At 64.8% G+C, this 22066-nt stretch carries 21 protein-coding genes; 12 read left to right on the top strand and 9 right to left on the bottom strand.

The window, feature by feature from the left end; all coding sequences use genetic code 11:
• Window positions 1-67 precede the first annotated feature (67 nt).
• The 5 genes from ACEWFR_RS04780 to ACEWFR_RS04760 all read left to right on the top strand — a co-directional run bounded on the left by ACEWFR_RS04780 (window position 68) and on the right by ACEWFR_RS04760 (window position 3323).
• Window positions 68-424: a helix-turn-helix domain-containing protein gene (locus ACEWFR_RS04780; RefSeq protein WP_374059951.1), complete on the top strand. Its 357-nt coding sequence runs from the start codon at window positions 68-70 to the stop codon at window positions 422-424.
• A gap of 223 nt (window positions 425-647) precedes the next feature.
• The gene (locus tag ACEWFR_RS04775; RefSeq protein ID WP_374059950.1) at window positions 648-1127 is read left to right on the top strand and encodes a 6-pyruvoyl tetrahydropterin synthase family protein; all 480 of its coding nucleotides are present in this window, start codon (window positions 648-650) and stop codon (window positions 1125-1127) included.
• 1 nt (window position 1128) lies between these two features.
• Window positions 1129-1929 carry a 7-carboxy-7-deazaguanine synthase QueE gene (locus tag ACEWFR_RS04770; protein ID WP_374059949.1) on the top strand — a complete coding sequence of 267 codons (801 nt, stop codon included), beginning with the start codon at window positions 1129-1131 and terminating at the stop codon, window positions 1927-1929.
• A 20-nt stretch (window positions 1930-1949) separates the two neighbouring features.
• On the top strand, window positions 1950-2693 hold the full coding sequence (gene queC, locus ACEWFR_RS04765; RefSeq protein ID WP_374059948.1) for a 7-cyano-7-deazaguanine synthase QueC: 744 nt from the start codon (window positions 1950-1952) through the stop codon (window positions 2691-2693).
• Window positions 2694-2825: 132 nt separating this feature from the next.
• Window positions 2826-3323, top strand: coding sequence for a hypothetical protein (locus ACEWFR_RS04760; RefSeq protein ID WP_374059947.1), 498 nt, complete (start codon window positions 2826-2828; stop codon window positions 3321-3323).
• A 38-nt stretch (window positions 3324-3361) separates the two neighbouring features.
• Here the strand turns inward: ACEWFR_RS04760 and ACEWFR_RS04755 are convergent, their stop codons facing one another.
• The 6 genes from ACEWFR_RS04755 to ACEWFR_RS04730 all read right to left on the bottom strand — a co-directional run bounded on the left by ACEWFR_RS04755 (window position 3362) and on the right by ACEWFR_RS04730 (window position 10026).
• Window positions 3362-4861 carry a PQQ-binding-like beta-propeller repeat protein gene (locus ACEWFR_RS04755; protein ID WP_374059946.1) on the bottom strand — a complete coding sequence of 500 codons (1500 nt, stop codon included), beginning with the start codon at window positions 4859-4861 and terminating at the stop codon, window positions 3362-3364.
• Between the two features lie 142 nt (window positions 4862-5003).
• Window positions 5004-6230 (bottom strand): iron-containing alcohol dehydrogenase family protein, encoded by a 1227-nt coding sequence (locus ACEWFR_RS04750; protein ID WP_374059945.1) that lies wholly within the window; start codon window positions 6228-6230, stop codon window positions 5004-5006.
• Between the two features lie 96 nt (window positions 6231-6326).
• On the bottom strand, window positions 6327-7250 hold the full coding sequence (locus tag ACEWFR_RS04745; RefSeq protein WP_374059944.1) for a 2-dehydropantoate 2-reductase: 924 nt from the start codon (window positions 7248-7250) through the stop codon (window positions 6327-6329).
• 61 nt (window positions 7251-7311) lie between these two features.
• Window positions 7312-8271, bottom strand: a complete 960-nt coding sequence (locus tag ACEWFR_RS04740) for a ring-cleaving dioxygenase (RefSeq protein ID WP_374059943.1) — start codon at window positions 8269-8271, stop codon at window positions 7312-7314.
• A 322-nt stretch (window positions 8272-8593) separates the two neighbouring features.
• Window positions 8594-9439 (bottom strand): hypothetical protein, encoded by an 846-nt coding sequence (locus ACEWFR_RS04735; RefSeq protein WP_374059942.1) that lies wholly within the window; start codon window positions 9437-9439, stop codon window positions 8594-8596.
• Between the two features lie 5 nt (window positions 9440-9444).
• Window positions 9445-10026 (bottom strand): flavodoxin domain-containing protein, encoded by a 582-nt coding sequence (locus ACEWFR_RS04730; RefSeq protein WP_374059941.1) that lies wholly within the window; start codon window positions 10024-10026, stop codon window positions 9445-9447.
• Between the two features lie 128 nt (window positions 10027-10154).
• Between ACEWFR_RS04730 and yqeC the strand changes: the two genes are divergently transcribed.
• From yqeC to ACEWFR_RS04710, 4 genes are all read left to right on the top strand, one after another.
• On the top strand, window positions 10155-10904 hold the full coding sequence (gene yqeC / locus ACEWFR_RS04725) for a selenium cofactor biosynthesis protein YqeC (protein WP_374059940.1): 750 nt from the start codon (window positions 10155-10157) through the stop codon (window positions 10902-10904).
• A 546-nt stretch (window positions 10905-11450) separates the two neighbouring features.
• Window positions 11451-12710, top strand: coding sequence for a multicopper oxidase domain-containing protein (locus ACEWFR_RS04720; RefSeq protein ID WP_374059939.1), 1260 nt, complete (start codon window positions 11451-11453; stop codon window positions 12708-12710).
• Complete coding sequence (locus ACEWFR_RS04715) at window positions 12711-13958, top strand: ZIP family metal transporter (protein ID WP_374059938.1); 1248 nt, start codon at window positions 12711-12713, stop codon at window positions 13956-13958.
• Between the two features lie 26 nt (window positions 13959-13984).
• Complete coding sequence (locus tag ACEWFR_RS04710) at window positions 13985-14407, top strand: plastocyanin/azurin family copper-binding protein (RefSeq protein WP_374059937.1); 423 nt, start codon at window positions 13985-13987, stop codon at window positions 14405-14407.
• 183 nt (window positions 14408-14590) lie between these two features.
• Here ACEWFR_RS04710 and ACEWFR_RS04705 read toward each other — a convergent pair whose 3' ends face one another.
• Both ACEWFR_RS04705 and ACEWFR_RS04700 read right to left on the bottom strand, forming a co-directional pair.
• A complete protein-coding gene (locus tag ACEWFR_RS04705; RefSeq protein ID WP_374059936.1) occupies window positions 14591-15235 on the bottom strand; it encodes a molybdenum cofactor guanylyltransferase in 645 nt (214 codons plus the stop codon).
• 68 nt (window positions 15236-15303) lie between these two features.
• Entirely contained in the window at window positions 15304-15876 is a 573-nt protein-coding gene (locus tag ACEWFR_RS04700) for a hypothetical protein (RefSeq protein ID WP_374059935.1), read from the bottom strand.
• Between the two features lie 159 nt (window positions 15877-16035).
• Between ACEWFR_RS04700 and fdhF the strand changes: the two genes are divergently transcribed.
• The gene (fdhF, locus tag ACEWFR_RS04695; protein WP_374059934.1) at window positions 16036-18177 is read left to right on the top strand and encodes a formate dehydrogenase subunit alpha; all 2142 of its coding nucleotides are present in this window, start codon (window positions 16036-16038) and stop codon (window positions 18175-18177) included.
• A 26-nt stretch (window positions 18178-18203) separates the two neighbouring features.
• Here the strand turns inward: fdhF and ACEWFR_RS04690 are convergent, their stop codons facing one another.
• Window positions 18204-19061, bottom strand: a complete 858-nt coding sequence (locus tag ACEWFR_RS04690; RefSeq protein WP_374059933.1) for a hypothetical protein — start codon at window positions 19059-19061, stop codon at window positions 18204-18206.
• Between the two features lie 348 nt (window positions 19062-19409).
• Between ACEWFR_RS04690 and ACEWFR_RS04685 the strand changes: the two genes are divergently transcribed.
• Together ACEWFR_RS04685 and ACEWFR_RS04680 are read left to right on the top strand one after the other, a co-directional pair.
• Window positions 19410-20312, top strand: a complete 903-nt coding sequence (locus tag ACEWFR_RS04685; protein ID WP_374059932.1) for a hypothetical protein — start codon at window positions 19410-19412, stop codon at window positions 20310-20312.
• A 6-nt stretch (window positions 20313-20318) separates the two neighbouring features.
• Complete coding sequence (locus tag ACEWFR_RS04680) at window positions 20319-22028, top strand: pyrroloquinoline quinone-dependent dehydrogenase (protein ID WP_374059931.1); 1710 nt, start codon at window positions 20319-20321, stop codon at window positions 22026-22028.
• The last annotated feature ends 38 nt before the right edge of the window (window positions 22029-22066 follow it).

The raw sequence follows: 22066 nt of genomic DNA, 5'->3' as shown, positions 1-22066 counted from the left end.
ATTCAGTATAACAGGTAACTCGTAATGACCAAAAGATTCAATTATGGTAATTGATAACGAGCGGAGTATGTCTCGCAGTCGGACGGAACGAACGGACGCGGATTCGGCCTCGGTGCTCTCCGCGCTAGGCAACAAATACAGCGCAGAAATACTCTGTGCGGCCGGAACGCCGAAATCGGCCCAATCACTGAGCGAAGCGATCGAGATTCCGATCGCGACCTGCTATCGGCGAATCGAAGAGCTCGTCGACGCCGGGCTGTTGACCTGCGAGGGCCGACAGCTCTCCGAGGAAGGACGACGAACGAACATCTACCGACGCACGCTCGACGAGATCGAGATCGACTTCTCGGACGACGCGCCCGAGTTTTCGCGCAAGCGTCGCACCGAGGCGAAAAATCGGCTCCAGGATCAACTCCAGGACTGATACGGACTGTTGTCAGTGCCGGAGCAACTGCGAACCGTTCTGCGATTGCTCCAGTGCACCGGTACAGCAGACCGTACGACGACGGCTTCGATACCGGGTCCTCGCTGCTTCGCCACCGATTGACGCCGTCCCTCGTTGCCGGGAACCGCCCCGTCGTCGACGCCGACCCCATTGGCCGTCCGTAATCGGCCATCTTTAAGTATTCTCTCGAGAATACCTGAATATGACTGAGTCAGTCGAAAGCCGCGAGTCCGGACCGGCTGCCATGGCGGACGACGGCGTCGTCGGGAGCCGTCGCGTCCTCCACGTCGGCCGCGACCGGCCGATCCGAATCAGCGCTGGTCACCGGATCAGACACCACGACGGCAAGTGTTCTCGGCCCCACGGACACAACTACGAGGTCGCAGTCACCGTCGCAGGCCACCTGACCGAGGAGGGATGGATCGCTGACAAAGGTGATATTACCGACGTAATATCCGAGTGGGACCACATGTTCCTCCTCGAGGCCGGCGACCCCCTCGTCGAGGCCTTCGAGACTGCCGGCGACGACGATGCCGTCGTCGTCCTCGAGCACCCGCCGACGGCCGAGGTGATGAGCGTGATTCTGGAGCGAAAACTCGAGGCGGCCCTGCCCGAGACGGTCACCGGCGTTTCCGTGCAGGTCAGCGAGACGCACGAACTCTGCGGCGGAAGCGGGTTCTGAGATGCCGGTTTCCGATTCAGTCGATCTCGAGAACGCGGCCGAGGACGCGGCCGAAGTCGACGCCGAGGACGGTCGTTCAACCGAGGGGCTCCCGATCAACGAACTGTTCTACTCGGTACAGGGAGAGGGAACGCTCGCGGGCATCCCCTCGGTATTCGTCCGGACGAGCGGCTGTAACCTCCGGTGTTGGTTCTGTGACTCCTATCACACCTCGTGGGAGCCGACCCACGCGTGGCTGGGACTCGAGGAAATTCTGGCGGAAATCGAGTCCCACGACGCCGATCACGTCGTCCTCACCGGCGGCGAACCGCTGATTCACGAGGAGAGCGTCGCCCTGCTCGAGGCGCTCGACGACCGCGGCTATCATACCACCGTCGAGACCAACGGGACGATCTACCGAGACGCGCCGATCGACCTCGCCTCCGTGAGCCCGAAACTCGAGAGCAGCACGCCGACGGCGGAGCGCGATCCCAACGGAGAGGGTGAGTGGGAAGCACGCCACGAGAGCGATCGAATCGAGATGGATTCGCTCGTTCGACTGGTCGAGAACTACGACGTTCAACTGAAGTTCGTCGTGACGGACGCCGAGGACATGCCGGAGATCCTCGCGTTACTTGACGACATCCGCACCGCCGCCGACGCTCCGATCAGCGACGACGACGTGCTCTTGATGCCCGAAGGGGCGACTCGAGAGCGCCTCGCAGAGACCCGCACCCAGGTGGCCGACCTCGCGATGGAGTACGGCTTCCGGTACACGCCGCGACTGCACGTCACCCTCTGGAACGACGCCCCCGAGACGTAATCACAGTTTTCGAGATCACTATGACCGAGACGACCACCGACTCCGCGACCGACGAATCGACCGCCAAACGCGCCGTCGTCCTTCTCTCGGGCGGCATGGACAGCGCCACCGCCGCCGCCGAAGCCCGCGAACGGGGATACGAGATCTACGCGCTGCACACCTCCTACGGCCAGCGAACGGAGGATCGCGAACTCGAGTGTGCGCGCCGACTCGCCGACGAGTTCGACGCGGCCGACTTCCTGCAGATCGAGACTGGTCACCTCTCGGCGATCGGGGCCTCGAGCCTCACCGACGACGAGATGGCCGTCGACGACGCCGACCTCGAGAGCGACGAGATCCCCTCGTCGTACGTCCCCTTCCGGAACGCGAACCTGCTCTCGATGGCGGTTTCCGCCGCCGAAGCGAACGATTGCGAGGCCGTCTTCATCGGTGCCCACAGCGAGGACTTTTCGGGGTATCCCGACTGCCGCCCCGAGTTCTTCGAGGCCTTCGAGGCGGTCGTCGATGTCGGCACGAAACCCGAGACCGAAATTTCGATCGAAGCACCCTTCGTCGACGACTCGAAGACCGACATCGCCGAGCGCGGCGTCGAACTCGAGGTCCCTTACGAACACACCTGGAGTTGCTACCGCGGGAACGAACCCGCCTGTGGCACCTGCGATTCGTGTGCGTTCCGGCTGCAGGCCTTCCAGACCATCGGCGTTCGCGACCCGATCGAGTACGCCGAGCGACCGTCGTACGCGGACGAAACCGGTGGTCAGTAGCCCGCTTGTAATACGTCAGGATCTATCGGGATCAGCCAGAATCAGACAGGGCTCGACAGAACCTGCCAGAAACCTCCGGGTTCCGGCACACGATGAAAACCTTCAATATCCGACACGTCGAACTGACTGCTCGTGACGCACCCCGTGTTTCGATGGTTCCGAGACGACGACGGGAGCTGGCAGTTCCCCGAGGGGCGTCGCGGCGAGTTCGTAACGCTCGCACTCTCTCTGCCGGCTCTGGCCACGTTCGTCCACATCGATGGGGGGCTTCCCCGGCCGCTCGAGTACTGGCCGGTCGTGATACTCGGTGTTTGTTCCGGCTTCCTGTACGTGACGTCTTTTCGAGAACCGATCCTCGAGCGCGTTCCCGATTGGGTCTCCGTCGGGCAGGTGATCTCCCTCCTGGCCGGCGGGCTCGGTCTCACGCTCCTCCGGCTCGTTCACGTCGCCGACCCCACGGTCCTGTTCATCCTCGCCGCCGGCGGGACGATCACGCTGGTCTACGGCGTCAGGTTGTGCTCGCCGTTCCACCCCGGTCTCGAGCCGCCGCGACGCGGGGTCGAACCGCCACCGGCGGTCGAATCGGGGTCGAAGATTCGGACGGAGACGACCGCGAACCGTGACCGCTGACCCCGACCGTCGCTACCGTGTCGCCTCGGGTCCGCGTTTCACTCGTTGCCGCCGGTCCGTCGGCGCAGCCACTCGAGGGCGAGTGCCCCGCCGGCGATGCTCGTCCCGGCGGTGAACCCGGGAGTTTCGTCGGCATCGTCGGACGATTCGGTATCGGTGTCGGCGGTCGATTCGTTCTCGGAGCCATCGATCGATTCGTTTCCGGCATCGGTCGATTCGTTCCCGTCGTCGGAAGAATTCTCGTCGCCGTCACCGCCTCCGTCGACTCGATCTTCGCCGTCGGTCCGAATCGCGAACAGGGAATCACCGCCGACGTAGACAGTTTCGCCGACGACCGCCACCTGCCGCGGCTCCGTCCCGGTGTCGACGCGCCACTCGCCGCGTCCGTCCGTTCGGGCGAACGCGGCCACGCCGGATTCCTCGAGCCCCACGTAGACGGAGTCATCATCGACGACCGCCGATGCGACCGATCCGTCGCCGTCCGACGGTTGCCAGACGCGATCCCCCGTCTCCGAATCGTAGCCGGTGACGGTCTTCCGGTCGCCGTCTTCGGCGTCGGTCACGGCGTACACGCGATCGTCGGTGAGGACGTCCAGCGAGTGGGTGGGTACCGTCGATCGCTCCGTACCGGTTTCGGCGTCGTATATCGTTACAACGCCGGCTTTGACGGCGGCGGCGACACCGTCGGCGGCGATCGGACGACCGGAGAACGTGCTCGAGGCCCAGTCGTCGACGCCGTCCGTCCACCGTTCGTCCCCGGTTTCGGCGTCCAGGGCGATCAGCCGCTTGTTGCTGAGGGCGAACACCGTTCCGCCGGCGACGGCGACGGAGTCTCGCTGCAGGTAATCGCCTCGTTCTCGCCCGTCGTCAGTCGTCACCGTGCCCGGTTCGAACTGCCAGCGCCGCTCACCGCCGTGTGCGTCGAGCGCGTACAGGACCTTGTCGGCGACGAGAAATACCAGTCCGCCCGCGACGGTGGGTGACAGATTCGTCTCGGACCCGAGCCCGCTCTCCTGCCAGCGGAGGTCTCCGGTTGCAACGTCGAGTGCGGTCAGATTCGGCTCGTCTCCCCTGCTGGTGACGTACACCGTGTCGTATGCGACCGCCGGTGGCCCCATGGCGCGCACCGGCTCCTCTCGACTCGCCGCCGCAATCTCGCTTTCCCACTCGAGCGAGCCGTCGACCGCGTCGATCGCGCGAACCTGCCCGTCGTCGGCGACGAGGTAAACCGTCCCGTCGACGACGGTGAACGTTCCCCCGTGATCGTCCTCCCAGGCGACGCTGACCGGCGGTTTCGGTCCTATCGAACCCGGAACGAAACCCGTGTTTCCCGCATCGCCGCGGATCGACGACCAGCCCCTCGAGCCGTCCGCAGTCACCGGTTCGTCGGTCGTCGATTCCCCGTCCGCGGTTTCGTCGCCCGCGGATCCGTCGGCGTCGGTTTTCTGGGCCGCTACCGTGCCCGTCGCCGCCCCCATTCCGGCAGCAAGCGTGAGCCCGGCGTACCGGAGAACGGTCCGTCTTTCGTGCTCGCTCATGATCTATCCGAACGGCGGTATCGAGCACTGTTATTTATCGGTCCGATAACAGCGTTCCGTCCCGGAAATGCGGGAGGTAGAACGGTTGCAACAGCGGAAATACTCGTCAGTGAAACGAGGTGCTGGCCGGTTTTTCGGCTCCTCACCACGCCCGCTCGAGCACGCCCTCGATTTCGTCGACGGTCGGCTCCAGTCCCGGTGGCGCGTTCGCCATGAACGCGTCGTTCAGAATCGCCTCTGCCACCGCGGGGAACGCCTCCGGGTCGGGGCCGTCGACGTCCCGTAGCCGCGAGGGAAGGCCGAGTCCGTCCCGAATTTCGGTGACCGCCTCGACGACCGCGGCCTCGTGATCCGCGGCGTCCCCGACCCCGAGCGCGTCCGCGAGCATCCCCGCTCGAGCGTCCACGCCGTCGCTCTCGAAGAGATACTCGAGGACGTGGGGGACGACGATGCCGTGGGCCGCCCCCTGCTGAACGTCGTCCGTCCGCGTGAGGCCGTGGCCGAAGGCGTGGACGATCGACGCCGTCGTCTCCCCGGGTCTCGAGATGCCGTACTGGACGAGGACGACCCCCTCGAGGATCGTCTCGAACGTCCCGATATCCCGCTCGCCGTCGCCGAACGCTCGCAGTCCGTCCTGGAGTGTCTCGAGGCCGTGGCGGGCGGTCGCATCGGTGATCGGCGTCGCGTTGCGCGCGTAGAGCGTCTCGATTCCCTTATCGAAGCCGTTCATGGCCGAGCCCGCGAGGATCGAGGCGGGCGTGGTCGCGACCAGTTCCGGATCGTAGACCGCCGCCGCGGGCATTAGTTCCGGATCGGCGATGCCGCCGCCGATCTCCTCGTCGACCAGCCCCGACTCGGGGGACGCGGTGACGCCGGCGACCATCGAGAGATCGGCCCCGGCCAGCGTCGTGGGAATCGCGACGATCGGAACCAGCCCCGAATCGGGGACCGTGATCGTCCCGGTCTCGGCGAACTCGGTGGCTACCTCCTGTGCCGTGCGATCGCTCGCCGCGAGGATACTGATGACTTTCGCGACGTCGAGGCTGCTGCCGCCGCCGAGGCTGACGAGCACGTCGGCGTCGTCCATTCGCAGCCGCTCGCGGCCGTCGATCGCCGTCGCGAGTCGTTTTGTCGGCGTCGTCTCGTCGAAGACGCCGGCCAGCCGATCACCCAGCCCCGTCCTGACCGGCTCGATCACGTCGGGCGTGCTCCCGACGGTCGAGCCGCAGACGACCAGCGCCCGCTCGAGACCCTGAGCCTCGAGTTCACCCTCGAGGTCGTCGATGCAGCCGGCTCCGAACCTAACGGTGGCGGGTTCGTACTCGAATCGGAAGGCCGGATCGCGGTCGCTCGAGTCGGATGCGGTCATGAGCATTCGTACGGGACGGGCAGTGTTAAAGGCGCGAGCAGCGGCGATCCGCTCGGACTCGTAGCCGGTTTGCAATCGCCCGTCGAGATCGACGCGTTATCGACCGGCTCGGTCGGCCCAGGGCCGCAAGATTGCGTGAACGGCCTCGTTCATCGGAACGTCGACATCGACCTCGCTCGCATGTCGAACGACGGAGCCGTGCAGTGCGTCGAGTTCCAGTCGCTTGTCGTGTGTCAGGTCGTAGTGGAGCGACGAGTACATGTCCGAATCCAACCCGCGCGCAAACTCAAGCCACTCGTCGACGGTTTCGTCGGGGTGATCGACGCCCTCCGCTCGAGCGACGGCACAGACCTCCTCGATGATCCGGCGGTACATCGTCCACGAAGCGTCCGTCTCGCGGAGTTCGCCGATCGGGAGCCGAGTCGTGGCGGTCATGCCCGCCTGCGCACAGATGAACGCGAACTTCCGCCAGAGTTCGACGCGGATGTCCGTGACAAGGACCGCGTCGATCCCATCGCTCGCCGACAGTGCGTCGTCGAGTCGTTCGATTCGGTCGGTTCGCTCGCCGTCGAGTTCGCCGTAGACGAACTGGGCCGGCCCGCCGGTGTGTTCGACGACGCCGGGCTCCCCGATGGTCGAGAAGATGTAGGCGACGCCACCGACGACGTGGTCCTCACCGATTTCGTCGGCGAGCCATCGTTCGTTGTCGACGCCGTTCTGGACGGAGACGACCGCCGTCCTCTCATCGAGTAGCGGGGCGAGATCCGCGGCCGCGTCTCGCGTATCGTGGGCCTTCACGCAGAACAGGACGACATCACACGGCCCGATATCCGCCGGGTCGTCGGTCGCCGGCAGCTCGACCGACGTATCGCCGCGGATGCTCTCGACGCGCAAACCGTCGGATCGGAGTGCAGCAAGGTGGTCGCCTCTCGCGATGAGATGGACCTCGTGGCCCGCGTCCGCGAGGCGAGCCCCGAGGTAGCCGCCAACGCCGCCGGCACCGAATACAGCGACTTTCATACCGTTCGTACGGAGAGATCAGTCAAAGGAATTGTGGGTTTCCGGCCCTCAGCGGCTCGAGTCAGTCCCCACTGGAGTCGACGTTCGGCCCCTCGAACTCGGGTAACTGGGCCTCGATCTCCTCGCGTTCGTTCTCGAGCCACCCCGGGAGCGCTAGCCGTTCGCCCAACTCCTCGAGGGCCTCGTCTTCCGTGAAGCCGGGCCCGGTCGTCGCCATCTCGAAGAGGACGCCGCCCGGTTCGCGCGTGTAGATCGACTGGAAGTACTTCCGGTCGATGACCTCGGAGGGCGACAGCCCCGCCGCGGCCAAGGCCTCGCGCCACTCCTCCTGTTCCTCGACGCTTTCCGCCATGAACGCGACGTGGTGAACGGTTCCGACGCCCATCTGCCCGCGTCCGGCATCGGTCTCGACGAGGTCGACCACCGAGCCCGGACCGCCCGTTGCGCTTCGGTAGCGCCGACGGCCGCCCGCTTCGGCCTCGAGTTCGTAGCCGAGGACGTCGGTCAGAATCGTCTCGGTCGGGCCGTAGTCGTCGACGGCGAGCGCGACGTTGTAGAAGCCCCGGAGCTGGTGCTCGGTCGGAACCGGGCCGTCCTCCCACGGCGTCGCGTCGAATACGTCATCGGTCGCGACGAGTTCGAGTTCGATCCCGTCCGGGTCCGAAAACCGGAGCACGGTCTCGTCGAACCGTTCTTCCGCCGTGAACTCGACGCCCCGGGACTCGAGGCGGTCGCGCCAGTAGTCGACCGAATCCGAAGCGATTCCGTAGGCAGTCGTCTGTGTCTGTCCAGCGCCGAATCGACCCTCGTGTCCCTGATCGGTCCACGGGAAGAAGGTGATATTCGTCCCGGGAGAGCCCTCGCCGTCGCCGAAGTAGAAGTGGTAGGTGCCCGTATCATCGTGGTTGACGGTCTTCTTCACGAATCGCAGGCCGAGCGTCCCGACGTAGAAGTCGGCGTTCGCCTGCGGGTCCCCGGCGATTGCCGTGACGTGGTGGAGTCCGGATGTGTTCGGTGACATTACCGCTGCTAGGGACCAAGCGCTTGAATCGTTTGCTCGCGTTCGCGTCACCGGGGGACACGCGGGTTACCGCTTATTCCAACTCGCCCAAAACCGGATCACTCGTGACTCGAGACGACGGTTCGGGACCGCACCTCGAGGTGGGCGACGGAAACAACAATGACTGGTAACGTATGCCATGGAACGTATGAGCTGTCCATCTCTCGAGTATCGTGACGGCGCCGAGAGCAACGCGCAACTGGTCGAACGCCGTTGTCCGCGTCGCGGCAGAACTGGGCCGCGAGGTCGCGACGCCGGCGCAGGCGTGGGAGATACTCGGGCTCTAGGTGTCGACCCGGTCGGCTGTGAAGCGCGACTCGGAACCGATGGAGAGCAGGAACCGTCCCATCAGGAATACACTGACGAGCGTCAGCGCGCCGAAGATGACGATTTGCGGGAGCGGTACCGGTTGCCCATCGCGGACCATGAACACCGACATCGCCAGCACAGCACCGCCGAGGGTCGCGATCTTGACGAGGAGGACAGCCGTGAACGCGTAGCCCCACGCCTGGCGCTGCCAGAGCCAGTACGCCGAGAGGGCGAACGCGGGAACGACGACGCCGAGATCGAGCGAGTAGATCACCGACGTCGGGAGTCCGGCGTCGGCGATGCTTGGCGGTGTCGTCCCCGAAACGGTCGCCGGCAGGATTTCCGACAGCCAGAGCAGCGAGATCAGGACGACCAGCAACAGCTGGAATCCGACGTACGCCCGGATCGACGTCTCACCGACCCGGCGTTTCAGCGCGGGCGCATCGAGACGGACCGTTCCGCCGACGAACGTAAACAGCGTCAGCCAGAGCAACGCGACGTAGACGAGGTAGAGTTCGTTGAACGCGGTCATGAACGCGTAGGAGGCGTACGTGTACAGCAGGTAGCCGGTGACGCCGAGCCACGAGACGTATCCTCTGAGCGAGCCGCGAGCGGCGAAGAACAGCGAGACGGCCAGCGCGGGGACGGCGACGACGAGCGTCAGCAGGTCCTGGCCGTATACCTGCGGGAGCAGTACCGGCGCGTCGCGGTAGAAGTCGGGGACGAACAGCCCCACCAGCGTCGCAACGACCGTCAGGACGAGTGTCACGAGCGATGCGATGCCGTACGAACGTGGAATGGGTGGGTGGGCGGCGGCCATTCGAGTCAGTTCGCGCTGCCTTCTTCGGGCGATCGCAGGCCGAGACGACCCTCGACGAACGCGGCGAAGTCCGCGGCAAAGGCCTCGACCTCGTCCCAGTCGGTGTACTCGTAGTCGCGGGAGGTGTCCGTATCGCCGGTTGCATCCGTGGCGATCCGTTTCATCATGAGCCGCTTGAGGAAGCCGTACTTCGAGTACCGGAGCGCGCCCCCGAAGCGGGCGATTCGGTCGGGCTGCCAGTCGGTCTCCTCGAGGAACGTCTCGACGTAGTCCGCCGCTTGCGCGCGTCGGGTTTCGTCGCTCACGGCATCGGACATGGACAACTGGAAGAACGCCGTCGGACGGGCGGCCAGCGTCTCGCGGTTGGTTCGCACGAAGTCCCGAACTGCCGGCTGGTGTTTCCCCATGTGGATCGACGCGCCGACGAGCACGGCATCGTACGCCTCGCAGTCGAAGTCCGCCGGAATCTCGTCGACGTTCATCACGGTGGCATCGTGCCCGCGGTCAGCGAACACGTCGCCGATTCGATCGGCGACCGTCGCCGTCTGTCCCTCACCGGTCCCGTAACTGACGAGAATCGAACCCATCGTTGCTCTCCGTTTCAGTACGGCCTACGAGCCGATAAAAGAGCAGGGCGGACCCCGCCCTCACCGCGCCGGACTCGAGCGATGGCCATGGACCCAAACGATTAGCCGGGTCCGGTAGTAGGTGCGGTATGGACGTTCTCGAGGCGCTCCGAGCGGAGTCGGGCATCGTCGCCGTCGTCGGTGCGGGCGGCAAGAAGACGACGCTCTATACGCTTGCCGAACGCGCCGCAAGCGATCGCTCCCTGCGAGCGGTCGTGACGGCGACGGTTCGGATCCCGATCTTCGATCGACACGTCGAGGAAGTCGCCGTGACTGACGACCCGGTTGCGACCCTCGAGCGAGCGGACGCGTGGCCCATCGGTGTCGTCCCGGAGCGGGAGGGCGAAGACCGATACGTGGGGTACGATCCTGATGTCGTCGACGACATCGCGACGGCCGACGTCGCCGATCTCGTTCTCGTCAAGGCCGATGGTGCGCGGACGCGGGAGTTCAAGGCGCCGAACGAGCGCGAACCGCAACTTCCCCGACACGTCGACACCGTCGTCCCGATCGCGAGCGTGCAGGCCGTCGGAAAACCGCTCTCGGCCGACCACGTCCACCGGCCGGAGCGAGTGGCGGCGATCACCGGGCTCGATCGCGGCGATGTGATCCGGCCCGAAGACGTCGCTCGAGTGCTCGCGAGCGATCGCGGCGGACACAAGGGAGTTCCGGACGGAGCGACGGTCGTCCCGCTCCTCAACAAGGTCGATGACGCCGAGATGCGGGATGTCGCAGCGGATATCGGACGGGAGTTGCTCGAGCGAGCGCCGGCCGTGAGGCAAGTTGTTTTGGCGCGGATGGTCGCTGAGGAACCGGTGATCGACGTCCTCGGGGCCTAGTTCCCGACTCGTGTCACAGTCCGAGGCCCAGGACGGGATCGGTTCGTTTCCTCGAGTCGATTCGTCGCTCTCTCGAACTCCTCGCGACTGTACTCGCGTTCTCTGGTCGAAAACGGGGTATGACGGAATCTCTCACGAGGAACGGACGACCCGGTCTTTCGACAGGTCCGATTCGAGCACGAATTGATACTGATTTCCCACCTGCCGTCGAGCGAGAATCCAGTGTGAACCAAAGAATTAGATATGTCTAATTTAATCTCGAGGAGTTGATAGCACGGTTGCATCGATCGAAGCGACTGTATCCAGAAAAAGCAGTGGTCGAATAACAGCTTCAGTTACTGTGGAACAAATGTGCAAGAATGTTCCAGTGGCGGTATATTGACCGAACTGTCCAGTCAGGCACGTCATCCGCGACTTCCCGTTTACCGATTGACTCGTTAGACGTTTTGATTAGACACGATCTAAATTTAGACGCGTCAAATTCATATAGAGGGTCGACTAACACCCGAACGTGAACGGACGAGTACCCAGATCGGAACCGAGACCATGCCATCACTAGAGTATACCAGCGCAGCTGAAATTACAGCACAGCTTGAGGACCGACTCGTCGAGGCAGTTGGGGAGAAACCGGACGTCAGCCGACGGTCTGTACTCGGCGGGCTCGGGGTTGCCGGGAGTGCAGCGGTCGGGATCGGGAGCACGCGGGCGGGTGCCGATTCCGGCCACGACGAGGACGAACACGGGACGTTCGGTGCCGTCGGCGAATACCGCGATTCGAATTTCGATCCCCACGAGTTCCTGACTACGTTCAACACCGGGGAGAGCGGCCAAGATGCCGTCCCACAGCGAATCTACGAGGAGAACGGCCGAACCGTTCGAGAGTTCGAGTTCACCGCAGTCGATACGACGATCACGATCGCGCCGGGCATCGAGTTCGAAGCCTGGGCGTTCAACGGGCAGGTACCGGGGCCGACGATCCGCGCCGTCGAGGGTGATCTCATTCGGGTCACGTTCGAAAACTTCGGGCGACACGCCCACACGATTCACCCGCACCTGAAGAATCTCGACCCCGAAATGGACGGCATTCCCCAGAACGGACCCGGCGTGCTCGAGACCGGCGAGTCGTACACCTACGAGTGGATCGCACAGCCCGCTGGCATGCACTTCTATCACTGCCACTCGCTGCCGTTGAAAGAGCACATCCACCGTGGCCTTTACGGCGCGATGATCGTCGATCCGGATCCCGAACGGGTCAGGGAGAACCCGGCCGATTACGTGACGGATCATCCGAGTCAGATCACCGACGCGATGGTCGACGATCTGGTCGACGAGGCCAAGACGCGCAACCACGAGTACGCCGAGAACGACGCCGTCAACGAGTTGGTGATCGTGATGAACTCGTTCGATACCAACTTCGACGGCGGAAACGAGGTCTACGCCGCGAACACCCGAGCCTTCGCCTACGGCGTCGGCGAGACCGACGGGAACGGCAACTGGACGGCTGGCGAGACGAAACGCCCCATCCGGATCGACAAGAACGAACGGCAGCGAGTGTATCTCGTGAACGCGACGGAGTTCGACCTTGTCAACTCTTTCCATACCCACTCGCAGTTCTTCGATTACTACGACCACGGGACGACGTTGCTGCCGACGCGCCAGACTGTCGACACGGTCATGCAGACGCAGGCCCAGCGAGGTATCATCGAACTCGACTACTCCGATCACGAGCCGGGGCTGTACATGTTCCACGCTCATCAGTCGGAGTTCGCCGAACTCGGCTGGATGAGCTTCTTCGAGGTGGTCTAAATGGCGGACGAACGGAAGGATACGACGACGGACGGAGGCCTACCGGCCGAAACCGAGGTCAGACAGCCACTCGGCGTCCCGCGATGGGTCACTGCGGTGCTCCCGATCGTATTGCTCGTCCTCGTCCTGGGCGCGTTCGTGTTCACCTCTCCCCTCGCGGGGATACAGAGCGGTGAACCGCTCCCCGACGTGACGGTTACTCACTCTACGCTGCCGAGCGATGACACCGTCGTCCTGCACGTCACGAACAACGGCCCGGAGGAAGTAACGATCTCGCAGGTCCTCGTCGACGAGGCCTACTGGAACTTCCGCGTCGAGGGCGCCGGCGGTGATCGGACGCTCGAGCCGCGAGAAAGCGCGCGCGTCGTCGTTCCGTATCACTGGAATCCGGGCTGGGACCTCGAAGTCGATCTCGTGCTCTCGGACGGCGCGACGGTCAGTCACGGTATCGAAGCGCCCCAGCAGAGTCCCGGCTTCGGCGCTGACATCCTGTGGACGCTGGCGCTTATCGGACTGTTCGTCGGGGTGATTCCCGTCGCGCTCGGCATGCTCTGGTTCCCGTACATCCGGACGATGAGCGACCGGACCTTGCACGCCGTTCTCCTGTTTGCCACCGGTGTGCTCGCGTTCCTCGCGTTCGACGCCGGATTCGAGGCGTTCGAACTCGCCGAGCGAATCCCGGGGGCTTACGAGGGCAACCTCCTGGTCGTCTCCGGGGTTCTCGGCGCACTGTTACTCGTGCAATCGATCAGTTCGTGGCGGGAGGGACGCGCCGCCGGCGACGGTCGAGCGGGCGGCGGTCTCTGGGTCGCGTATCTGGTGGCGCTTGGCATCGGCCTCCACAACCTCGCGGAGGGGCTCGCCATCGGGAGTTCGTTCGCGCTCGGTCGTGTCTCGCTCGGCGCGTTCCTCGTCATCGGGTTCATGCTCCACAACGTGACGGAAGGTCCGGCGGTCGTTGCGCCGGTCGCGCGTGACGAGCGCCCGGCCTGGTGGCACTTCGTGGCGCTCGGTCTCCTCGCCGGCGCACCGGTCATCCTCGGCGGATGGATCGGGAGCCTCGCCTACTCGCCGACGGTCGGTGCGTTCTTCCTCGCGATCGGCGTCGGTGCGATCCTGCAGGTCGTCTGGGAGATCACACGGATGGTTCGTGACGCGGGTGGACGCGTCGGCAGTGCGACGAATCTGCTGGCCTTCCTGATCGGCTTCGCCGTGATGTACGCGACCGATATATTCGTGGCGATCTGACACGGCCACGCTTCAATACCGTATTCATGCCATTCAACTGCGCTGATCGGCGGGCGATCCTCCGTCTCGGCGGTACCGCACTCGCGACGATCGGGACCGCCGGGTGTCTGCAGAGTCGGTCGTCGACCGATCGGACCGTTACGATGACCGGTGAGTTCGGGTTCGATCCGGCGGCGACGACGATAGCACCCGGACGGACCGTGACCTGGAAGAACACGAGCGACGTCGCTCACACGGTCACCGCCTCCGAAGCCGAGCTTCCGGACGGTGCCACGTACTTCGCGAGCGGCGGCTTCGAGTCCGAGCGCGCCGCGAGAAATACCCTGACAGCGGGTCTCATCGAACCGACTTCCGAGTACGAACGGACGTTCGAGGTGCCCGGCACGTACCACTACTACTGTATCCCCCACGAGAGTTCCGGGATGCTCGGGACCGTTCAGGTCGAGTAGGTCCGGACGCGAGTCTTCGCTGACACGGTGATTCAGTATCCACGAGAACGACCGCTGTGTTCCATCACAGTGGACTCATCAGTTGGCCCGGTTGGAATCGCGGTGTACCGAACCGATCCGCGCATTCCGATCGCGCGGGGGTCTGATTGTCCTCGAGCAGTGAGCAGTCAGACGTACTTGGCGTCACGCGCCGTCCTCCTTGAGTCGCTCGAGCGCCGCCTCGAACTCCTCGCGTGTGTTGACGTTCTCGAACGTCTCGAGCGGCGCGTACTCGCGTACCTCGTCCTCGTCGACGACGACGTAGTCGAGGTCCAGCAGGGGTTCAACGACTCTGCGCTCGTCGCGCTCGAGGGCGCGCTCGCAGGCTTCGGCCATCGGCCCGGCGCGATAGACGGCCTGGGTGGTCTGAAACCACTGGTCCTCGAGCCGCGGGACCGCGGCCTCGTGGCCGGCCGCTCGCTCGAAGAGGTGGTCGACGAGGGCTGGCTCGACGAAGGGCATGTCGCAGGCGATGACGACGGCGTACTCTCCGCTCGCGTCGCGAAGCCCAGTCATGATGCCCGCCATTGGCCCGCGGTCGGGGATCGGGTCGACCGCGAACGAGAACTCCGGTCCCCCCTCGAGGACCGAGCGGATCGCCGTCACCTGCTCGTCCCGGCAGTTGACGACGATTTCGTCGACCACGGGGTCGAGGCGATCGACGACGCGGCGGATCATCGGCGTCCCGGCGAGGTCGGCGACGGCCTTGTCCGCCTCGCCAAAGCGGGTCGAGTGACCGCCCGCGAGGATGATAGCCGTGCGCTCGTCTCGCCCGCTCTCGAGGGACATAGTCGACCGTTCGTCCAGCGATGGCAAAAGGGTCAGGGCGCGGTCCGGGTCGAATCGAACGGTGTCGCTCAGTCCGAGAGCCGCCAGAGCGCCCGATATAGCGTCCACAGATCGCAATCGAAGCGGTCGGCGAGCGAGCGACAGCGCTCGAGGTAGGTCTCGTACTGCGGAACCGACGGCGGATCCGGATACGAGTGAGAGAGTTCGTCCGCGTCCCGGAGCGTTGACCACTCGCGAGGACCGACGACGACGTACTTCGCTGGGTCGATAAACATGCAAAACGCCGAAGCGACGGGGACGTCGACGGCCTCGAGTTCGGTCAGCGAACTGATCCTCGCAGCGGCGTCGCTCGAGTCGTTTGTGTCGGCGGTATCGGTGGCGTCGGCGATGGCGTCTCTGACGGTTTCGAAGTCGTTGCTCCAGAATAGATCCTCCGCCTCGCGGCGTTCGTCGTCGGGGTAGCCGCCGAGAAATCGCCGGTAGTACCACCTGACGACCCAGGCCGCGTCCCGCCGGCCGTACTCGCCCGACTCGAACGCTGCCGGGAGCGTCTCGAGTTGTTCCGCCTCGACGGTGTACAGTGGCTCCCGCTCGAGGTACTCGCGCGCCTGGGATTCCACGAGCGACCGCGTGAGCTCCATCGCGTGACGCTTTCGCACGCGTGACCGTTAGCGTTTCCCCGTCGAGTACTCCCGGTTGATCCGTCGCTCGCTCCAACTTACCGTTTGCATGGTAGAAAGCCTCATGCACACTCGGATAGTGAGATGCGTCTAACGGGTGCGACACCTGGAGGCTATCCAATGTCCAGTGATCAGCAAGAGCCAGTCAAGACGATCTGTCCGTACTGTGGCGTCGGGTGTGGAATCAAGGTACAGCCGGGCGAGGAGCCCGGCGACGTCCAGTTCATGCCGTGGGGTGACGCCCCGGTCAACGAGGGGCGCATCTGCATTAAAGGCGGCGCGGCGACGGAGGTGGTCGACCACGAGGACCGACTCACCGACCCGCTGATCAAAGAAGAGGGGGAGTTCCGCGAGGCCTCCTGGGAGGAGGCCTACGAGTACATCGTCGGCGAACTCGAGCGGATTCGCGACGAGTACGGCCCGGACGCGATGGGCTTTTTCGGGTCCTCGAAGGTGATGAACGAGGAGAACTACCTCCTCCAGAAGCTGGCTCGCCGGTATGGCACCAACAACGTCGACAACTGCACGCGGATGTGTCACGCCTCGACGGTCTGGGCGCTCCGGACGAGTCTGGGCGCGGGCGCGATGACCAACAGCATGCGCGACCTCCGCGAGGAGGCCGACGTGTTCTGGATTCAGGGGGCGAACCCCGGCGAGCAACATCCGATCGCTAACAGCCAGTACTTCCGGCAGGCCGTCCTCGAGGGGGCGACCGTCATTCAGGTCGACCCGCACGCGAACAAGACGACGCGATCGTTCCAGATCGACGACACCGACCGACACCAGCACCTGCAGTTGAACCCCGGCACTGACATCCCGCTTCTCAATATCGTCCTCACGAAGATCCTCGAGCACCACGAGGACCACCCCGAGGACGGTTGGATCGACGAGGAGTTCATCGCGGCGCGCACCGAGGGGTTCGACCACCTGAAAGAGACCCTCGAGGATTTCGACACGGAAGCCGCGGCCGAGGAGTGTGGCGTGCCACTGGAAGCGATCGAACTCGCGGCCGAGAAGTACGCCGAAGCCGACAACGCGGCCATCTTCACCGGGATGGGGATGAGCCAGCACGCCTGCGGCGTCGATAACGTGCAAAACGAGATCAATCTCGCGCTGATCACGGGTAACCTTGGGCGACCCGGCACGGGCGTCAACCCGCTTCGCGGCCAGAACAACGTCCAGGGGACCTGCGACGTCGGCGCGATGCCGAACGTCCTGCCGGGCTACCAGCTCGTCGACGACGATGAAGCCCGCGAGTCCGTCGAGGAGGTCTGGGGCTTCGAGATTCCGGCCGAGCCCGGGCTGACGAACGTCGAAATCTCCTACGAGGCCGGCGACTCGATCAAGGGCCTCTACGTCATGGGCGAGAACCCCGTAATGAGCGAACCCGACGCTAACAACGTCGCCGACCGACTCGAAGACCTCGAGTTCACCGTCGTTCAGGACATCTTCCCGACCGAAACCGCGGAGTACGCCGACGTGATCCTCCCGGCGACGACCTGGGCCGAGCGCGGCGGCACCGTCACCAACACCGACCGCCGCGTCCAGCGGATGCGCGGCGTCGAGAAGGTCCACGAGAACACGAAACACGACCGCGAGATCGTGAGCGAGATCGGGACGCGCTTGTTCGATTCGGGCTTCGACTTCGAGGATCCCGAGGAAATCTTCGAGGAACTCCGGCAGGTCTGCCCGAGCTACCACGGGATGACCTACGATCTGCTGGGCGAGGAGGGGCTCCACTGGCCCTGCTATGAACCCGGCGACGAGGGCGACCCGTTCCTCTACGAACACGAGTTCGACACCGAGAGCGGCCTCGGCCGGATCGAGGGCGTCGCCCACCAGCCGCCGGCCGAGACGCCCGACGACGAGTACCCGCTGATCCTCACGACCGCGCGCCTCGAGGAACACTACAACACCGGGACGATGAGCACGCGATCGCCGACGCTCAACAAGCAGACCCCGGAGAACTTCGTCGACGTGCATCCGGCCGACGCCGAGCGCTACGGCATCGAGGACGGCGAGTACGTCCGCCTGCACTCGAGACGAGGCGAGATCACGCTCGAGGCCCACGTGACAGAAGACACCAAAGAGGGGGTCGTCTGGACGACGCCGCACTTCGCGGCCGCCTCGGCGAACAAGCTCACGAACCACGTGCTCGACGAGCGCTCGAAGATTCCCGAGTACAAAGCCGCCGCCGCGGAGATCGACGTCGATCTCGAACCCCTCGGCGAAACCGCGGATCCGGCGGCCGGGGACGACTGAGATGGCCGTATTACGCGGCTCGGTCTCTAGGGGGTGGACGCCGAGTCGTCCGCGACCGTCACCCCGGCTAACTCGAGCCACGGGTCGGCGCTCGACTCGGTGACGACGACCTCGACCAGCGGTCGATCACACGCCTCGCAGACCGATCGAATCCCGACGCGGGGCCGCCGACAGCAGTGCTCGAGGCGTTCGGCCGTCGTCGTCACCCCACTGTCACAGGCCGGACAGCGGTCTCGAAGCACTCGCAGTCCCGTCAGGAGGTCGCGACGCTCGTCGACCGCGAGCGCGTCCCATCCCTCGAGTCGGGTTCGGAGTTCGGCCGCCGCGGCTACGTCCGCCGCGAGCGCCGCGGTCGACTCCCATCGGACCTGTGTTCGACCGTCGAGAACGTACGATGCGTCGCCGAGTTGCCTGATTTCGTCCGCGCCGAGCATCGACCGCACGTCGTCCGAACGCGGTTCGGGAGCGCCGTCGCGCGGTAGTCGCTCGTTCCACTGCCGCTGAAAGGACGGTGCCAGTCGGATCTCGTCCCCGTGTTCAGTCGCAACGGTGGTGTCGGTCAGAACGGTCTCGAGGGTGTCGGGCGAGACCGTCTCGACCGTCAGGGCGTCCGACGGGGATTTGCCGAACACGGCGAGAAGGCGATCCGGAAAATACCGTCGGGTGATCGTCGGGGTGCCCGGAACGAGGTAGCCACGGAGGCGGATGAGTCCCAGAAAGACGGTGAGCGCGAGCGCGCCGACGGGTGCGGTGGTCGCGACACCGATCCCGACCGCGAGCGTAATCGCGATGACAACGTTGATCGCCGTACACGGGAGGCACCGGTTTTCACCGGTGTACGCGGGCTGCTCGAGTCGCGCGAGGACGTCGGGAAGATCGATCACCGGTCACCACTGTCGCCCGGTACGCGCCGGACGGTGAAAAACTGCTGCCGTCATCGCGTCGAGGACCGCGCTCGGTGGCGATACCGGTTCGCTGTCCCGATCGTATGCGACGGGCGGCGGTCACTTTCGGGAAGGCGACCGCTACAGGCCGTAATCGACACCGTACCGGACTCCGCCCGCTCTACGGGTTGGTCGCCGCCTGCGACGAGGGTCGAACGGACCGAAACCGGCTCTGTCCGCAACTTTATCTATTACAGTCTCACTCTCATTTAGACAGTCCGTAGCGATCCGGAATTCTTTGATAAGCATTATCAAAATACGTAATGGAGTTCTTTGTGGCGTGGTACCATGACACAAATATCCACTGCGTCAGATATGACGGTCGCGGAACAACGCGATCTGGCGACGGCTCTCGGCGTCGATACCCCAGGGGACGGGACGGTAACGTGGGAGCTACTCGCCGGACAGATCGAACCGCGGTCCGACTCGGCGTTCGCCTCTCGAGGCGAGGCGATCCGGGCCGACCTCGCCGGGCGACTCGATCAGGAGTTGCTCGAGCGAGAACGGGAGAACATCGCGGACGAAATCCGCCGTTTATCGGATGTCCGCGATGTCGGCGTCCCGGACGAACCGAGCGGACTGTATACGGACGTCGCAGCACCCGGCTGGCGACTGTACGACCACCTCCTCAAGGTGAACTTCTTCGAAAGTCTCGACGAGAACCTGCCGCGGTTCACGGCGGACCACATCGAGACCACGGCGCGCGAACTCCTCCTCGCGGACCCCCTGTCGTCGTCCCTCGACGACGTCGGGTTCGACGAGTCGGAGAAGACGGCGCTGTTGCTCGACGTGGCGAACAACGACGAGCGCCTCGCCCGCTGGGTCCCGTCGAATCAGATTCCGGACAGCGTCGAGTTCGAGACGGAAACCGTCCCGCCGCTCCACCAGCGCGCGATGGGCGGGGCGCTGCTGTGGATCCGCGGGCTCGACAGACACCTCTGGCAGAACGAGGTGATGATCACCGATGAGATCCTCGACGACGCGGTCAGGTACGTCAAGGCGATGCTGGGCGGACTGTTCGTGACGGCGACCGCTGCGTGCGACCTCGCCGGCGACGGGCAGTTCACGGACGAGCAGCTGACCGCCGCGCTCACCGCGGGTTCGGCCGTCCAGATTGTCAGCCAGGAGGAACTGCTGCATAGCGTCTTCTACATCAGAGACGACATGCGCGCTCCAAGCGAACTGAGGTGATTCCGTATGGCACTACGCAATGACAGGGCCGTTCAGGCCGCACGCGATATCGAACTGCAAGAAATCGAAGACGGCTATACCCTAGTCGGAGGCCCCGAGGAGGCGGTCACCGAACAGCATGACACCGACCGAATCCCCGAGGTCGACGTCGACCAGGAGATGCTGAGCAACACCGGGGACGATCCCGAGTCGTGGCTCATGTACGGCGGGAACTACGAACAGCACCGGGCCACACCCGCCGACGTCATTACGCCCGAGAACGTCTCCGACCTCGAGCTCGAGTACGAGCTGTCGGTCGGGACGGGCTCGAGCATGGAGGGAACGCCGATCGTCGTTCCGGGGGACCCGCCGGTGATGTACCAGACCAACGGACCGAATCACATGAAGGCGATCGATCCCCGCGAGGGGGAGGTCCTCTGGAGTTACACGTACGCGCCGCCGATCGGCGTCGAACTCTGTTGTGACGACAACAACCGCGGAGCGGCCGTTCTCGGCGACAAGGTGTACATGACGACGCTCGACTCGGGCGTCATCGCACTGGATCGCTACACCGGTGAGGAGGTCTGGCACACGAGTACAGCCGATCACGAGGAGGGGTACTCCGCGACGTGGGCTCCGGTGATCCGTGACGGGACGCTGTATACGGGCAGTGCCGGCGGCGAGTACGGCGTGCTCGGGTTCGTCGCCGCACTCGATGCGGAGAGCGGCGAAATGCAGTGGCAGACCGAGACGCTCCCGGAAGACGAGTGGGTCGGCGCGAGTCGAGAGCACGGCTGTGGGACGACCTGGATGACGCCGACGATCGACGAGGAGAGGGGCGTCCTCTACACAGCGGTCGCGAATCCCGGTCCCGACTTCGACGGCACGGTGCGGCCGGGACCGAACTTCCCCACCTGCGGAACCATCTCGCTGGACCTCGAGAGCGGCGAGTGGGAGTGGGGGTTCCAGAGCAGTCCGCACGACGTCTGGGACTACGACGCGGTCGCGCCGCGAGTGTTGGTACGCGACGTGGACGTCGAGGGCGAGTCGATGGACATCGTCGCTGGCTCGGACAAGACCGGCTGGGTCTACATGCTGGACGCCGAATCCGGCCAACTCCACGAGCGCAGCGAGGAGATCTGCCAACACATCAATATGTGGGAGATGATCCCACACATTAGCGAGGACGAGCGGATCCCGTTCGTCCCCGGTGCGCCGGGCGGCAACGACTGGCAGCCACCGTCGTACAACCCCGAAACGGGGCTAGTGTACGTCATCCACCAGAACTATCCGCAGGACCTCTACTGGCGCTACGAGGAGTTCAGCGAGGGCAACCCCTACTGGGGCGGCAACCTCGACGATCCGGCCAGCGAGTTCCCCGACGAGTGGAACGAGTCGATCACCGCCTTCGCGGCGGTCGATCCGGCGACGGGCGAGCGCGTCTGGCGCGAGTGGATCGAGAGCGAGGAAGAACGGTACATGTGGGGCGGCTCGCTGTCGACTGCGACCGGACTCGTCTTCAACGGGACCCAGAACGGCACCTTCGTCGCCTACGACGGCGAGAGCGGCGAGCGCCTCTGGGAACACGAGTTCGACGTGCCGATCAGTGCCTCGCCGATGAGCTGGTACGACCCCGACGAAGAGAAACAGTACGTCGCCGTGCAGGTCGGCGGCAGCGGCTGGCTCCGGCAGGGCCCGCGCGGCGACACGCTCGCCGTGTTCTCGATGGACGCCTGACCAGACAGACAATCGAATCCGACTGATACACGACACAC

Origin of the sequence: Natrinema sp. H-ect4, from assembly GCF_041894845.1 — an archaeon.
Classification (GTDB): Archaea; Halobacteriota; Halobacteria; order Halobacteriales; family Natrialbaceae; genus Natrinema.
The sequence above is the reverse complement of the archived record's forward strand: the minus strand, read 5'-3'. Positions and strand labels throughout refer to the sequence as shown.